13 protein-coding genes are annotated in these 14,984 nt (G+C 65.8%); 8 read left to right on the top strand and 5 right to left on the bottom strand.

The window, feature by feature from the left end:
* The first annotated feature begins 138 nt into the window (after positions 1-138).
* Positions 139-789 (top strand): TetR/AcrR family transcriptional regulator, encoded by a 651-nt coding sequence (locus tag LJ362_RS03605; RefSeq protein ID WP_264800801.1) that lies wholly within the window; start codon positions 139-141, stop codon positions 787-789.
* A complete protein-coding gene (locus tag LJ362_RS03600) occupies positions 786-2,534 on the top strand; it encodes a DHA2 family efflux MFS transporter permease subunit (RefSeq protein ID WP_264800800.1) in 1,749 nt (582 codons plus the stop codon). Before LJ362_RS03605 ends, LJ362_RS03600 begins: the two co-directional genes overlap by 4 nt.
* A gap of 87 nt (positions 2,535-2,621) precedes the next feature.
* Here LJ362_RS03600 and LJ362_RS03595 read toward each other — a convergent pair whose 3' ends face one another.
* The 3 genes from LJ362_RS03595 to LJ362_RS03585 form a co-directional block, all read right to left on the bottom strand.
* Positions 2,622-3,413: a DUF3152 domain-containing protein gene (locus LJ362_RS03595; protein WP_264800799.1), complete on the bottom strand. Its 792-nt coding sequence runs from the start codon at positions 3,411-3,413 to the stop codon at positions 2,622-2,624.
* Positions 3,414-3,518: 105 nt separating this feature from the next.
* Positions 3,519-4,187 (bottom strand): VOC family protein, encoded by a 669-nt coding sequence (locus LJ362_RS03590; protein ID WP_264800798.1) that lies wholly within the window; start codon positions 4,185-4,187, stop codon positions 3,519-3,521.
* Positions 4,175-4,876 carry a VOC family protein gene (locus LJ362_RS03585; RefSeq protein ID WP_264800797.1) on the bottom strand — a complete coding sequence of 234 codons (702 nt, stop codon included), beginning with the start codon at positions 4,874-4,876 and terminating at the stop codon, positions 4,175-4,177. Before LJ362_RS03585 ends, LJ362_RS03590 begins: the two co-directional genes overlap by 13 nt.
* A 192-nt stretch (positions 4,877-5,068) precedes the next feature.
* On the opposite strand from LJ362_RS03585, the gene LJ362_RS03580 reads away from it, so the two are divergent.
* The 6 genes from LJ362_RS03580 to LJ362_RS03555 are packed head-to-tail and all read left to right on the top strand — an operon-like array spanning position 5,069 to position 12,805.
* Positions 5,069-6,778: a TIGR04028 family ABC transporter substrate-binding protein gene (locus tag LJ362_RS03580; protein WP_264800796.1), complete on the top strand. Its 1,710-nt coding sequence runs from the start codon at positions 5,069-5,071 to the stop codon at positions 6,776-6,778.
* Positions 6,775-7,854: an ABC transporter permease gene (locus tag LJ362_RS03575; RefSeq protein WP_264800795.1), complete on the top strand. Its 1,080-nt coding sequence runs from the start codon at positions 6,775-6,777 to the stop codon at positions 7,852-7,854. Before LJ362_RS03580 ends, LJ362_RS03575 begins: the two co-directional genes overlap by 4 nt.
* Positions 7,851-8,717 (top strand): ABC transporter permease, encoded by an 867-nt coding sequence (locus tag LJ362_RS03570; protein ID WP_101555618.1) that lies wholly within the window; start codon positions 7,851-7,853, stop codon positions 8,715-8,717. Before LJ362_RS03575 ends, LJ362_RS03570 begins: the two co-directional genes overlap by 4 nt.
* Positions 8,714-10,408 (top strand): dipeptide ABC transporter ATP-binding protein, encoded by a 1,695-nt coding sequence (locus LJ362_RS03565; RefSeq protein ID WP_264800794.1) that lies wholly within the window; start codon positions 8,714-8,716, stop codon positions 10,406-10,408. The genes LJ362_RS03570 and LJ362_RS03565 overlap by 4 nt, the downstream gene beginning before the upstream one ends.
* Positions 10,409-10,413: 5 nt before the next feature.
* Entirely contained in the window at positions 10,414-11,466 is a 1,053-nt protein-coding gene (locus LJ362_RS03560; RefSeq protein WP_264800792.1) for a putative FMN-dependent luciferase-like monooxygenase, read from the top strand.
* 1 nt (position 11,467) lies between these two features.
* Positions 11,468-12,805 (top strand): alkylhydroperoxidase domain protein, encoded by a 1,338-nt coding sequence (locus LJ362_RS03555; RefSeq protein ID WP_264800791.1) that lies wholly within the window; start codon positions 11,468-11,470, stop codon positions 12,803-12,805.
* 143 nt (positions 12,806-12,948) lie between these two features.
* On the opposite strand, the gene LJ362_RS03550 is transcribed toward LJ362_RS03555, so the two are convergent.
* Entirely contained in the window at positions 12,949-13,368 is a 420-nt protein-coding gene (locus LJ362_RS03550) for a DUF779 domain-containing protein (RefSeq protein WP_139469337.1), read from the bottom strand.
* Positions 13,368-14,891, bottom strand: coding sequence for an aldehyde dehydrogenase (gene adh, locus LJ362_RS03545; RefSeq protein ID WP_264800789.1), 1,524 nt, complete (start codon positions 14,889-14,891; stop codon positions 13,368-13,370). Before adh ends, LJ362_RS03550 begins: the two co-directional genes overlap by 1 nt.
* Positions 14,892-14,984: the final 93 nt, after the last annotated feature.

The raw sequence follows: 14,984 nt of genomic DNA, 5'->3' as shown, positions 1-14,984 counted from the left end.
AATCAACAGGTGCATGCGGACTTATATTCCCACCTGCCGCCCGCCCGACGACGGAGTGTGAATAACATCACTGTCGAGAAATGCATCGCATGCATTTCTTCATTTGGTGCAAATTTGCAAAAGGTGCATAATTTTCTGGTGAACTCCGAACCGACCGAATCCCTGCGCGAACGTCAGACCCGTGAGCGCCGCGCGTCCATCCACGCCGCGGCCGTCGATCTCGTCTTCGATCATGGCCTCGACGAGGTGACCGTGGCTCGGATCGCGGAAGCCGCGGAGGTCTCGACGCGCACGTTCTTCAACTATTTCCCCACCAAGGAGATGGCGATCGTCGGACTGACGGCCTCGGACGACATCGCAGCCGCACTGCAGCGATTCATCGAGGACTTCGAGCCCCGGCGCGAGCGTCTGGCGGAGGATCTCTCCTTCACCATCCGGGCCGCGTTCGAGTTCCTGCTGCCGCGGTCGGCGAACAAACAGAAGCTGCGCGCAATCCAGGCTCGGCATCCGCACCTCGGCATGCTCAGCATGGAGACGAAGCGGCACTACTCCGAGCAGATCATCACCGGCATCCGCCGGCGGATCGAACGTCGCGGAATCACCTTTGCCGATGACGACACCGCCGCACGGGCCGCGCGGATGCTCGCGCAGCTGTGCAGCATCCCGCTCGAGCACGCTTTCGCCTCCGCGCGATTCGACCCCGAAAACGAATTGGACGACGAACGGGTGGACCAGGCGTTCACCTCCTCGATCGACCTGTTCCTGACCCTCTTAGAAAGGCTGAGATGACCACTACCGCCACAGAGCCCGCTGCCGAGAAGCAGCACAGCGCCGAGGAGGAGCCGGAGATCGAGACCCCGTCAGTGGTCCTGCTGTTCGTCGGCCTGATGCTGGCAATGTTCATGTTCTCGCTCAACCAGACCATGCTGGCTACGGCCCTGCCGACCATCGTCGGCGACCTCGACGGCGTCGACCAGATGCTGTGGGTCTCGACGGCGTTCATGTTGGCGGCGACGATCATGATGCCGATCTACGGCAAACTGGGAGACTCGTTCAACCGCAAGAAGATCTTCATCTTCGCCATCTGCATGTTCATCCTCGGCTCGATCGTCGGATTCCTCGCCCACAGCATGGCCGTCCTCATCACCGCACGCGTCATTCAGGGCCTCGGCGGCGGCGGTCTCATCATCCTCTCGCAGGCTCTCATCGCCGCGGTTGTGCCGGCTCGCAAGCGCGGCCCGTACATGGGCATCATGGGAGCGAACTTCGCGGTCACCTCGGTGGCGGGACCGCTGATCGGCGGCTGGATCACCGAGGGTCCGGGCTGGCGCTGGACGTTCGCCCTCAACCTGCCGTTCGGCGTGCTCGCCCTCATCGCCGCCATCCTCTTCCTCAAGGTCCCCAAGTCGGACCGGTCGGTCAAACGCCATGTCGATGTCGCGGGCATGATCCTCATCGCCGAATTCACCTCGGCGCTCATTCTCACAACTTCGTGGGGCGGGCATCAGTACGACTGGGACGATCCGATCATCATCGGACTCATCGCCATCGCCGTCATCAGCGCCGTCGTCTTCGTCTTCGTCGAACAGGCTGTGCCCGAACCCGTCATCCCGATGTTCGTGTTCAAGGACACGAACTTCGTCCTCTGCACGATCGCCGGCATGTGCATCGCCATCGGCATGTTCGGCGTCCTCTCGTACATGCCCACGTTCCTGCAGATGGCGCACGGGATCGAAGCGACGAAGGCCGGGCTCCTCATGGTGCCCATGATGGCCGTGATGCTGCCGAGCTCGGTCATCATCGGCTTCGTCGTCTCGAAGACGGGACGGTACAAGTGGTACCCGGTGCTCGGCAGCGCGATCGTCGGCGTCGCCCTCTTCCTCATGGGGACCTTCGTCACGGCCGATCAGAACGTTCTCGTCGTCATCGGCTGCCTGTGTGTGCTGGGCCTCGGCCTGGGACTGTCGATGCAGATGCTCGTGCTCATCGTCCAGAACTCGTTCCCGGTGGCGATGGTCGGCACGGCGACGGCGTCGAACAACTTCTTCCGCCAGATCGGCGGCACGCTGGGCATGTCGCTGATCGGTTCGCTCTTCACCTCGCGGCTGGCATCCAACCTCGAGGACGGCATCAAGTCCCTGGGACCCCAGGGCGCCCAGGCGATGAAGGGCACGGGGTCGAATTCGCTGACCCCCGAAGTGGTCAAGTCGCTGCCCGATCCGATCCACTCGATCATCGTCAATGCGTACAGCGATGCGCTGGTGCCGATCTTCCTGTGGGTCTGCCCGCTGGGAATCATCGCGGCAGTCATCCTCATGTTCGTTCGTGAGAAGGCTCTGGCCACGAAGATCGATGCGGGCGCCCCGACGGACCATCAGCGTGAGGTCGTCGCGACCGACAGCATCGCTGTCGTCGAACAGCCTGGAGCACTGACCCCCTCGGGCACGAGCTCCGTCAGCGATGAGATCGAGCACAAGAAGGCCACGCAGGGTGCCGGCGACTACTCTCTGCGGCCCCGCTCGCCCAAGCACTGATGCGAACGTCCACGCCATGACAGCGCGGGCCCCGCATTTGCGGGGCCCGCGCTGTATCGGCCGGAGTCAGTCCACGGCAGCCGCGGACTAGCCCTTCGAGGGCCATCCGTTCGGCTCACACCCCTGCAGGCCCTTCGTCTGCTGCTGCATGAGCGGGGCCGTCTTGCCTGGTCCGGGGCAGGATTCGTGGCCGTGGCCGAGAGCGTGACCGACCTCATGGTTGATGAGGTACTGCCGGTACTGGACGATATCGTCGAACTCTTCGGTGGCAGAGACCCAGCGCTTGGCGTTGAGGATGACGTTGGGACCGTTGCGACACGAGAGCTTGCCCAGGGTCCGCAGCGGCAGGCACATCTCGTCGACGGTATCGGGGCTGGCGATGGAGATCATCGTGTCCTGACCTTCATCGACGAGCTCGATGGAGACGTCGTCCATGTCCTGCCAGCCGCGTTCGTCCTGGAGGGTCTTGATGATGAAGTCGCCGGCCTCATCGACGTCGATGGGCAGGTTGTCCTCGACGCGCAGGGCGACCTTGAACGTCTTGCCCTCATCGCGGTTGGGTCCGGTCTCCTCTTTCGGCCGCTCCCACCGGCCGCTGCCGTGGGTGTCGATATCGTCTTCGCCCACCCCGGCGGCCCCCGCGTCGTCGATGCTCGAGGTCTTGGAGGGCGAAGGGGATTCCGTCGCCTCACCCGACTGCGTGGTCTCCCCCGTCGGGTAGGCGGAGGCGGCAGGAGTCTCCGCTGCCTTCGGAGTCGGCCGGGTCTCTTCGTCGGCGGCGGGCGCGCAGGCGCTCAGTCCGACGAGCAGCGAGACAGCGGCAAGCGAGGTCAGGGGGCGCAAGCGTGGGCGGGAAGCGAGGCGGATTCGACTGGGCACGCCTGAGAGTCTATCCCGTGCCGATTCATCGAAAAACGGGCTGAGTGTCGAGAAACGGGTGTGCGCACGCGTTTCTCGACACTCAGCCCGTTTCTCGGCGAGTGATCAGAACTCGAGCACGCCGCCGGGTCCGCGCAACCAGGCACGCAGACGACAGTCCGGCCCCTCGACCACCGTGGTGTCACCGGCTCCGAGCACCTCGAGCACCTGCCGCGCTGCCTCGGGCTCCGGCGATTCCACACGGAATTCGAGCAGTTCGAGGGTGGGCAGGGCTGCCTCGGCGGGATGGACGGATTCGCCCCAATCGATGAGGAACGGCTGCGCACCTGAGTGCGGCAGCGGAGAACGCGTGGTCAGCCGCCATTCGAGACGGTCGCCTTCGGCAGTCTCGCGGGCCATATCCTGGACCTCGCCGAAGTCGATGCCCGCGGTGTTCGCGGCCGCGACCTTCGCGAGGAACGCCGGCGGATGGATGGCCCAGGTCTGCAGGGTCGGCTCGGCGGCCAGATGTGCGTCGAGCGGAAGGGTGCCGTCAGCGGGCTTCTCCTGCTGCGGGTCGGGGCCGAGGATCTCGAGGTAGGTGTGCGCTCCCTCCGGCCAGCCCGTCGGGGCGAGCCCGAGGAGGAAGTTCGCGGTCCCCCGCGCCGGGTGCGAGCCACCGGGAACCGCACGCACCCCGGTGGCCTCTTCCACGGCGGCGACCCCGGCCTCGAGGTCGGGCACCGTGATGATGAGGTGGTCGAGTTCAGCGGGAATGGTGTTCAGAGCGTCCATGATCCACCCGGACCTTTCAGATGAGCGTGTAGACCCTCAGTCTCCCCTTCTTGGCGGCCTGGGGCAATGATGTCGAGTCCGATGCCGATGAAGTCGAGGACCGAACCGACCGCAACAGGCTCGTCACTCGCGGCCCAGAGCTTCTCGAGGCGGACCCACGGCATCTCCTGGCTCGCCGGATGCTCGGAGTCCTTCCAATCGATGAGGAACGGCTGGATTCCCGACCACGGCAGCGGGGTGCGCCTGGTCAGGCGCCAATCGAGGACCACCCCGTCCGGTCGGCGTCGGGTCATGTCATGAACCTCGCCGAGGTCGACGCGCGGTTCCCGTGACCGCGCAGCAGCCGTGACGACGCCGTCGAAATCGTCCGGACGGATCGCCCACCGCTGCACGGTCGGTGCCGTGGTCCCGGCCAAGCGCCCTGCCGCGAGTGCCGGGTCCTGCTCGGGGTCGGGGCCGAGGATCTCGAGGTATGTGAGCGGGTTCGCACCACGTGGACGCGCGAGTCCGAGGGACTCGGTGAGGTCGTCGCCGAGCTCGAGCCCGAGCAGCGCATTGGCTGTCCCCAAGCCCGGATGCGCACCGCCGTCGACCGCGCGCACCCCCAGGTGACCCTCACATTGCTCAACATATTCCTGCAGATCTGGGACGGCGATGACGAGATGATCGAATTCCGCATGGTTCATCATGTCTCAATATTAAGCCCCGGATTGACGCCGATTGCGCGGATGCGCTTTACTCATGGCATGCACATCCACTTCGGGCTCCATGTCGGACACCGCCTCCGCCTGCCGACAACGGCAACCGCGATGTCCGCATATTGTTGAACTATCCCGCTCAGCTCCCTCTGTTCCATCCCACTTGCCCGAAGGACCCCTTCCATGACGGATCACCGTCTCTCCACCTCCGCGCGTCTGACTCAGCGACGCCTCGACCGCCGCTCCGTTCTCAGTCTCGGTCTCGGTTTCGGCGCTCTGCTCACCCTCAGCGCCTGCACACCCCACGACTCCGGTTCACTGGCCGAGGGCGAACCCGTCCGCGGCGGAGTGCTCACCTACTTCGAACCCCAGACCTGGACGCTGCTCTACCCGCCGTCGGTCGGCTTCTACCCCAACGGCGGAATCATGAACAACATCTCCGCGCGTCTGCTGTGGCAGGATCCGAAGACCCTCGAGCTTCATCCGTGGCTGGCCACGGACTTGCCGGAGACCGACGCCGACGCCACGACCTACACCTTCACCATCCGTGAGGGCGTGACCTATTCGGACGGTTCGCCGCTGACACCGGAGAATGTGGCGAAGAACTTCGACCTCTTCGGTCGCGGCGACGAAGCCCGCACGCTGCCGGTGTCCGAGCAGATCTCGAACTATGAACGCAGCGAAGTCCTCGACGCGCATCGGGTGCGCTTCCACTTCTCCGCGCCCTCTCCCGGTTTCGCCCAGGCGACGTCGACAATGAACGCAGGATTGCTCGCCGATTCCACTCTCGACCTCGACGCCGAAGGCTTCGGCCCGGGCGGAGCCACGCAGATCCACACCTGCGGCCCCTTCCACATCACTGACGAGACGATCGGCACGAAGCTCTCCGTCCGTGCCCGCGAGGACTACGACTGGGCGCCCCCGCACCTGAAGCATCAGGGCCGGGCCCACCTCGACGGCATCGACTACCTGACGAACAACGAATACTCCGTGCGCATCGGAGCCGTGCTCTCCGGGCAGGCAGACGGTGTTCGCGACGTCCAAGCCCCCGATGAGTCCCGCGTGACCGAACAGGGCCTGCGCCTCTATGCGAAGGCGACGAACGGAATCAACAACAGCATCAACTTCCGGTTCCGCCACGACCTGCTGGGCGACATCGACGTCCGGCGAGCGCTCATCGCCGCCATCGATCGACAGGAGATCGTCGACAAGCTCTTCACTCCGAACTACCCGCTGGCCACCGGCCTGCTGGCCAAGGGCGCCATGGGCTACACCGACCAGTCCGGATCATGGGACTTCGACCCGGACAAGGCGAACCGCCTCCTCGACCAGGCCGGCTGGAGCGAGCGCAACGGGCAGGGCTACCGCGTCAAGGACGGAACTCCGCTGGCGCTGACGGTGAATATCGCACTGCCGCAGCCGCGGTCGAACGAGGTCCAGACCCTCATCCAACAGCAGCTGCGCCGCGTGGGGGTGCGCCTGTCGATCAACCCCGGGGACCAGTCGAAGCAGACGCTTGACGCCCTCGAACTCGACACCGTGCAGATCTACCATTCGATGGTCGCCCGCGCCGACTTCGACAATCTGCGCTCGAACTACTCCTCGGTCAATCGCGACGTCTTCCTCAACGGAGTCGACCGCGCGGACGCCGACGACGATTCGGTCGACCCGAAGATCGACGAACTCCTCGAAACGCTGGCATCCGAACCGAACCATGAGAAACGGCAGGAAGCCGCCGAGGCGGTCCAGAACTACCTCGTCGACCAGGCCTATGTGCTGCCGTTCTTCGAAGAACCACAGGTCTTCGCATTCCGCCGCCGCGTCCACGGCTTCACCACCGAACCCGTGGGCCGCCCCGACTTCTACAGCACCTGGCTGGCAGGAGAGAAATGATCCTCGACACCCGCTACCTCCTCCTGCGCCTGGGCCAAGCGGTCCTTGTGCTGCTGCTCGCGTTCACCGCGGCATTCATCCTGCTCAGCCTCATCCCCGGAGACGGCGTCACCGCCCGCTTCGCCGATCCCGCACTGGGCCTGTCCGACGACCAGATCGCCGAGATACGCGCAGCCACCGCCGCCGACGACTCCTGGTTCGGCAAGTACCTCACGAGCCTCACCGGGTTCCTCACGGGCGACTTCGGCTACTCGGTCCAGACCGGTGCCGCCGTGTCGACGATCATCGCGGCGGCGCTGCCGTCAACCGCGGTGCTCGCAGCCTCCGGGTTCGTCACCGCCCTTATCCTCGCCGTGGCCATCGCCGTCGCCGCGACCTTCGGACCGGCCACCGGGCCGACGGCCAAGGTGCGGCGAGTCCTCGACTCGGTGCCCAGTCTCTTCATCTCCATCCCGGTGTTCTGGCTCGGAATCCTGCTCATCCAGGTCTTCTCCTTCCAGCTCGGTCTCGTCTCCGTCGTCGACCCCGGCCCCGCCGAGGCGCTCGTGCTGCCGACCCTGACCGTGGCGGTTCCGCTGTCGGCCCCGATCGCCCAGGTGCTCATCCGCTCCATCACCGAGGTGCAGGCTTCCGGATTCGTCAAGGTCACCACGGCCAAGGGCGCCTCCGAACTGTGGATCCTCGTCCATACCGTGGCCCGCAATGCGGTGCTGCCGGGGCTGACGATCATCGGCCTCGTCTTCGGCGAACTCGTCGCCGGCGCCGTGGTCACCGAGACCGTATTCGGCCGTAACGGCATCGGACTCATCACCGCCCAAGCGGTCACCCACCGGGACAATCCGATCCTGCTGGCCGTCGTGGTCATCGCCACCTTCGGCTACGTCATCATCAACCTCGCAGTCGACCTCCTCTACCCCGTCATCGACGTCCGACTGCGCACGAAACGCAGCTCCGCCTCGGCGGGCAGGGCCCTGCGCAGCCACGACGAACCCTCACGTCGCGCCCTGACGGCGACCGCGGCCAGCGTCGGCGTCGACCTCGACTGGGACGACGAGGCGAAGGAGAAGGACTCATGAGCATCGTCTTCACACGCGGCCAAGGCACCGGCACCGACACCCGCCGAGTTCGCGGCGGCCGGGCACGCGCCGCGATCACCCCGGCCACCATCGCCTCCGGGCTGGTGCTGCTCATCGCCATCGCCTGGGCGCTGTTCCCGGGTCTCTTCACCCACTTCGATCCCAACGACGGCGGAGACACCCCTGCCCTTCTGGCCCCGAGCCTCGAACATTGGTTCGGCACCGACCAGACCGGCCGCGATGCCTTCACCCGCGTCGTCTACGGCGCCTCCCAGTCCCTGCTGGCCGCGCTCGTGGCCGTCGGGGTCGGGCTGATCGTCGGCACCACGATCGGGCTCATCGCCGGCACCCGGCGCGGGTTCGTCGACGATGTGCTCATGCGCCTGATCGACGTACTGCTGTCCATCCCCGCGATCCTGCTCAGCCTCTCGATCGTCGTCGTCCTCGGTTTCGGAACGATCAACGCGGCCATCGCCGTCGGAGTCACCGCCATCGCCCAGTTCGCACGACTGGCCAGGTCCCAGGCGGTGCAGATCAACACGAGCGACTACGTGGCCGCGGCCTACGGATCCGGCGGCACCTTCTTCTCCGTCCTGGTCCGCCATATCCTGCCGAATTCGATCTCTCCCGTGCTCTCACTGGCGGTGCTCCAGGTCGGTTCGGCGATCCTCCAGATCTCCACTCTCGGATTCCTCGGATACGGCACCCCGCCGCCCACCCCGGAATGGGGCCTCATCATCGCCGAGGGCCGCAACTTCGTCGCCACCGCGTGGTGGCTGACCGTGCTGCCCGGCCTCGTGGTCATGGCCATCGTGCTCGCCACCCACCAGATCGGCAACACCCTGCGAAAGGTGACATCATGACCGACTCCTCACTGCTGCACATCGACGGTCTCTCCGTCGAATACACCCGCCGAGGCGGCTCCGCGGCACCTGCCGTGAGCGAACTCGACCTCGTGGTCCGTCCCGGTTCGATGACCGCCGTGGTCGGGGAATCCGGTTCGGGGAAGTCGACGACGGCGAACGCGGCCATCGGCCTGCTCCCGCCATCGGCCAGGGTCGCGAACGGGCGGATCCGCCTCGGCGATCTCGATCTGCTCAGCCTGGGCACCTCCGGGTGGCGCGGTGTGCGCGGTTCCCAGATCGGCTATGTCCCACAGGACCCGGGGTCCTCGCTCAATCCGCTGCAGACGGTCGGCAAGTCCGTCGCCGAGGCGCTGCGCATCCACCGTCGCACGGGCCGCGCCGAGGCTCGTGCTCAGGTCATCGAGCTGCTGGACCGGGTCGGCATCGACCAGCCGGAGAAGCGGGCCGACCAGTTCCCGCACGAGCTCTCGGGCGGGATGCGGCAGCGGGTGCTCATCGCCGCCGCCATCGCGCTGCGTCCGCGCCTGCTCATCGCCGATGAACCCACCTCCGCGCTCGACGTCACCGTCCAGAAGCAGGTCCTCGACCTCCTCGACGAGCTGCGCGCCGAGACCGGGATGGGCGTCCTCTGCATCACCCACGATCTCGCCGTCGCCGGCGAGCGCGCCGACGAGGTCGTGGTCATGCAGGGCGGACGCATCGTCGAATCGGGACCCGCCGGCCGTGTCTTCTCCGACCCGGCCACCGAGTACACCTCCCGCCTCATCGCCGATGCTCCGGCGCTGCAGACGAAGGCACGTCCGGACCGCACCGAGGCGACCACGCAGACTGACACCCCGTTCGTCTCCGTCGAATCACTCACCCACATCTTCGACCGCACGGGTGATCAGATCACCGGCGTCGAAGGTGTGGATTTCACGGTGGCGCGCGGGACCACGCACGGACTCGTCGGCGAATCCGGTTCGGGCAAGACGACCACGGGCAAGGCGCTGAGCGGGTTCCTCACACCCCAGTCCGGGCATGTGCGCATCGGCGATTTCGACGCCGCGGAACTCGGACGCGGTCGTCCCTCACGTCAGCGTCTGCGGGAGTTCCGGAGCTCCGTCCAACTGGTCCATCAGAACCCGTTCTCCGCTCTTGATCCCAAGCATTCGATCCGCTCGACCCTGACCGAACCTCTGCGCAACTTCCGCCTCGGTGACCGCACCTCCCGGCCGCGGCTCGTCGCCGAGGTCATGGATCGGGTGGCGCTGCCGACCGACTTCCTCGACCGGCGTCCCGCCGAACTCTCCGGCGGGCAGCTGCAGCGAGTGGCGATCGCCCGTGCCCTCATCGTCGAACCCGAACTCGTCGTCTTCGACGAGGCGGTCTCTGCTCTCGACGTGACCGTGCAGGCGCAGATCCTCACCCTGCTCGATGAGCTGCAGAGGGAGCTCGGCCTGACCTACGTCTTCATCACCCATGACCTCGCCGTCGTCCGCCAGATCGCTGATACGGTGTCCGTGATGTCGCACGGACACCTTGTCGACGATGGCGCGACCGAAGAGATCTTCACTCGCCCGCGTTCCGCCTACACTCGCACTCTGCTCGAGGCGATCCCCCGTCCCGCGACGCTGTCGGAAAACGCAGCGCCTGCGAACAATCGACCGGCAACCCCGACCCTGCTCACCGCAGCAGCAGAAAGCTGAGAACCATGACCCCTCAACCGACCGACACCCAGGCGACCGGACCAAAGCTCGGATTCTTCACTCGCCTGCTCGAGGACGCCCCGGCAGCTCAGCGCTACCGCTTCGCCCTCGAACAGATCGAGACGGCCGAGGAGTTCGGCTTCCACTCGGCATGGGTCGCCCAGCACCACTTCTCCGCGGCAGAGGGCGGGCTGCCCTCCCCGCTCGTCTTCCTCTCCCATGCCGCCGCCCGCACCTCCCGAATCGACTTGGGCACCGCGATCATCACCCTGCCGATGGAGAATGCCGTGCGCGTGGCCGAAGACGCCGCCGTCCTCGACGAACTCTCCGCCGGTCGCCTCCAGATCGGTCTGGGCTCCGGCGGGAATCCGAAGTCCTTCCCAGCCTTCGGCACGAGCTTCGATGACCGTCGCGAGGTCTTCGCCGACAACCTCGCAACACTGCGCACCCTGTTCTCAGGCGACCGGCTTCCCACCGACCACAGTCTCTATCCCGTTCCCGACGCGGAGCGTCCGAGTCTCGAACGACGCCTGTGGCAGGCGACGTTCTCCGCCGGCGGTGCCGGTGCGGCAGGCGCTGCCGGTGACGGACTCATGCTCTCCAGGACTCAGCCGCGTCCCCAGGACAACCCGGCGGCACGCCTCGACGAGGTGCAGCTGCCGGTCGTCGACACCTACCTCTCTCAGCTGCCGGAAGGGGTCGAACCGCGGATCCTCGCTTCTCGCACCGCCGTGGTCGCCGATGCCGAAGACCTGCCCCGGCTGCGTGAGATCACCGAACCGGCTCTGCGGGCTGAGGCCGACCGCCTCGTCGGCTACGACACGTCCGGGCTGAGCCTCGATGAGCTCCTCGTCGCCACCGACACCTACCTCGGCACGCCTGAGCAGGTCGTCGAGAGGCTGCACCATGACCGCGTCCTCGATCGAGTCACAGACGTCAGCTTCCAAGTCCATTCGGTTCCGGCGACGAACGAGACCGCCCTGCGGTCGATCGAACTGCTCGCCACCGAGGTGGCCCCTGCCCTCGGGTTCTCCGTGACGAAGGAGCGGGTGCACTGAGATGGCCGATATCATCAACCTCCTCGCCGGAATCGCGGCGAATGATCCTCTCGATGGCCTGCGTGATCACCGGGCACAGGCGAAGGAGAATGCTCAGCTGAGCTTCGAGGCTCTGCTCGAACCCGCCGATCCGAAGGGCGTGAGCTTCCGCGACCGTTATGCGGTCGCCGCATTCACCGCGGGTCTGCTCGGGTCTGCAAGGGCCGAGGAGTTCTACCGTGATCTGCTGCGTGACGAAGACGAATCCGTGTCCTGGGCCGTCGCCGAACTCCTCGATGAGGCGACCGCTGCGGATTCGGTGCGACGTGGGCCGTACGGAGACTTCGAGTCCCAGGCGCTGGCGGGCGAGAACGTTCCCGGGCCGTGGTTCACCGCCGCCGAGGCGACGGCGAAGAGACTCGGCGAGAAGCTGACGGCAGGACTCGAATTCGCTCATCTTCTCGTCCTCCATCCGCGCGACAGCCGCCCGGGTCACCTCGCGCTTCTGCTCGAGGCGGGATGGGACGAGGGCGGCATCGTCACCCTCGCTCAGCTCGTGTCGTTCCTCAACTTCCAGATCCGCATCAGCACCGGACTCGCCGCACTCACCGATGCGGCCACAGCGACCGCGGATACTCAACCGCACCAGATGGACCGGTCGGAAGGCGAATCCGCGAACGAGACGGACGATGCCGACGACGGCCCCGCCTCGGTGAGAGTGGACGAAGCTCTGCAGGCCGTCGGCGACAGGGTGAAGACGTATCCGAATCTCCACCGCCCGAAGCTGTTCCAGCAGGGCGGGCTCGGCTGGGTGCCGTGGATCGCCCCCGTCGCGGAGGCGGACCTCAGCGATGACCAACGGGATGCACTGATCGAGGCGGGGCGGGCGAAGAATCCGTACTTCCGGCTGCTGGCCCGAGATCCTGCCGCACTCAAAGCACGAACTCTGACCGACTTCGACATCTTCTTCAACACCACCGACGGGCTCGGTCGAGCCGAACGCGAACTCGCCGCGACCGCGGCCTCCCGTCTCAACGGGTGCCTGTTCTGTGCGTCGGTCCACGCCGACCGGGCCACCGAGGAATCCGGGCGTCGGGACGGTGTCCAGCGCCTCCTCGACGAGGGAATCGGCACGCAGAGCCACCTCGGTGATCAGGTGTGGGATGCCGTCGTCGATGCCTCGGTGGCGCTGACCCTGACCCCGCAGTCCTTCGGCGTCGCACACGTCGAGCAGCTGCGTGCGGCGGGTCTGGGCGACGGCGACATCATCGACGCACTCAGCTGTGCCGCCTTCTTCAACTGGGCGAACCGACTGATGCTCTCCCTCGGCGAACCCGAGGTGCTGAACGCCGGGAAGTGACCTCTTCTCGCAGGCGCGGTGGCTGCATGCGTCCTACGGCGTCGATTGTGTGGTCGATCCGCGTCGATTTCCTCGCGGGAAACGCCGTGGATCGACCACACAATCGAGAATCAGCTGCGCCGGCTACCCGGCCGCGACTCGACTCAGCCGACGTCCATGAGCGTCGAGCGGATGATGAAGCGGTTTCCCGTCGGTGATTCGACGCTGAAGCCGCTCCCCCGTCCCGGCACCACATCGATCGTCAGATGCGTGTGCTTCCAATACTCGAACTGCTCCGTCGACATCCAGAAGTCCAGTCCGGCCTTCTCGGCATCGTCGATGGGCAGGTCGAAGTGGCCGAGCAGCACATCGGCTTCCGAGGTGAGGAAGTCGCCTTCGGGGAAGCACATGGGCGACGAGCCGTCACAGCAGCCACCGGACTGGTGGAACATGAGCTGTCCGTGTTTGTCGACGAGGTCGGCGAGCAGGTCGATGGCGGCCTGAGTCATCGCCACTCGCGATTTCTCTTCGCCCTCGATCGTCGGTGTCGATTCGAGGGCGGCTGTTTCGGCTGTTTCACTCATCAGAAGAATCCTTGTGCATTTTCGGAGTAGCTGACCAGCAGGTTCTTCGTCTGCTGGTAGTGGTCGAGCATCATCTTGTGGTTCTCTCGTCCGATGCCCGAGGACTTGTATCCGCCGAACGCGGCGTGGGCCGGGTAGGCGTGGTAGTTGTTCACCCAGACGCGTCCGGCCTGGATGTCGCGTCCGGCTCGGTAGGCGGTGTTGCCGCTGCGGGCCCAGACTCCGGCGCCGAGGCCGTAGAGCGTGTCATTGGCTGTGGCGATCGCGTCGGCGTAGTCGGAGAACGAGGTCAGGGCCACGACGGGTCCGAAGATCTCCTCCTGGAAGATGCGCATCTTGTTCGTGCCCTTGAAGATCGTCGGCTGGATGTAGAAGCCGCCGGCAAGGTCACCGTCGAGTTCGGCTTTGTCGCCGCCGATGAGCACCTCGGCGCCTTCATCCTTGCCGATCTTCAGATAGGACATGATCTTCTCGAACTGGTCGTTCGAGGCCTGTGCGCCGACCTGGGTGTCGGTGTCGAGCGGGTTGCCCTGCTTGATGGAGCGGACGCGTTCGACGCCGGCGGCGACGAAGTCGTCGAAGATCGAGTCCTGGACGAGTGCACGCGACGGGCAGGTGCAGACCTCGCCCTGGTTGAGAGCGAACATCGCGAAGCCTTCGAGCGCCTTGTCTCTGAAGCTGTCGTCGGCGGCCATGACGTCGTCGAAGAAGATGTTCGGTGACTTGCCGCCGAGCTCGAGGGTGACCGGGATGATGTTCTGCGAGGCGTACTGCATGATCAGGCGACCGGTCGTCGTCTCTCCGGTGAAGGCGATCTTGCGGATGCGTTTGTTCGACGCCAGCGGTTTGCCGGCTTCGACGCCGAATCCGTTGATGATGTTGAGGACGCCGGGAGGCAGCAGGTCGCCGATGAGTTCGGCGAGGACGAGGATCGATGCCGGAGTCTGCTCGGCAGGTTTGAGGACGACGCAGTTGCCGGCGGCGAGCGCCGGTGCGAGCTTCCATGTGGCCATGAGCAGGGGGAAGTTCCAGGGAATGATCTGTCCGACCACGCCGAGGGGCTCGTGGAAGTGGTAGGCGACGGTGTCGTCGTCGATCTGTGAGATGCCGCTTTCCTGCGCCCGGATGGCTGAGGCGAAGTAGCGGAAGTGGTCGACGGCCAGCGGGAGGTCTGCTGCCAGGGGTTCGCGAATTCCCTTTCCGTTGTCCCAGGTTTCGGCGACGGCGAGCATCTCGAGGTTGGATTCGATGCGGTCGGCGATCTTGAGCAGAATGTTCGACCGTTCGGCGACCGAGGTCTTGCCCCAGGCCGGTGCCGCTGCCCAGGCTGCATCGAGTGCGGTTTCGACATCATCTGCGGTGGAACTGGGGATCTCGGCGAAGGCCTGCCCGGTGACGGGGGTGATGTTCTCGAAGTAGTTGCCGTCCTTCGGCGGCACCCACTCTCCTCCGATGTAGTTCTCATAACGGGGCTTGAACGTGACGAGCGCGCCGTCGGTACCGGGTGCTGAGTAGACTGCCATGACACTCCTTCGTGTGAGTCCATCCACCCCTCGTCCGATTGCGGTCGGAGGCGCGGAGCGGATGTGTCCGCGTCCTCTCACCTTAGGTCGGAA

Source organism: Brevibacterium sp. JSBI002 (genome assembly GCF_026013965.1).
Classification (GTDB): domain Bacteria; phylum Actinomycetota; class Actinomycetes; order Actinomycetales; family Brevibacteriaceae; genus Brevibacterium.
The sequence above is the reverse complement of the archived record's forward strand: the minus strand, read 5'-3'. Positions and strand labels throughout refer to the sequence as shown.

Coding starts and splice junctions, on each gene's coding strand:
- LJ362_RS03550 (WP_139469337.1), bottom strand. CDS start 13,368: ATGAGTGAAACAGCCGAAACAGCCGCCCTCGAATCGACACCGACGATC.
- LJ362_RS03565 (WP_264800794.1), top strand. CDS start 8,714: ATGACCGACTCCTCACTGCTGCACATCGACGGTCTCTCCGTCGAATAC.
- adh (WP_264800789.1), bottom strand. CDS start 14,891: ATGGCAGTCTACTCAGCACCCGGTACCGACGGCGCGCTCGTCACGTTC.
- LJ362_RS03590 (WP_264800798.1), bottom strand. CDS start 4,187: ATGGACGCTCTGAACACCATTCCCGCTGAACTCGACCACCTCATCATC.
- LJ362_RS03555 (WP_264800791.1), top strand. CDS start 11,468: ATGGCCGATATCATCAACCTCCTCGCCGGAATCGCGGCGAATGATCCT.
- LJ362_RS03580 (WP_264800796.1), top strand. CDS start 5,069: ATGACGGATCACCGTCTCTCCACCTCCGCGCGTCTGACTCAGCGACGC.
- LJ362_RS03585 (WP_264800797.1), bottom strand. CDS start 4,876: ATGATGAACCATGCGGAATTCGATCATCTCGTCATCGCCGTCCCAGAT.
- LJ362_RS03560 (WP_264800792.1), top strand. CDS start 10,414: ATGACCCCTCAACCGACCGACACCCAGGCGACCGGACCAAAGCTCGGA.
- LJ362_RS03600 (WP_264800800.1), top strand. CDS start 786: ATGACCACTACCGCCACAGAGCCCGCTGCCGAGAAGCAGCACAGCGCC.
- LJ362_RS03575 (WP_264800795.1), top strand. CDS start 6,775: ATGATCCTCGACACCCGCTACCTCCTCCTGCGCCTGGGCCAAGCGGTC.
- LJ362_RS03570 (WP_101555618.1), top strand. CDS start 7,851: ATGAGCATCGTCTTCACACGCGGCCAAGGCACCGGCACCGACACCCGC.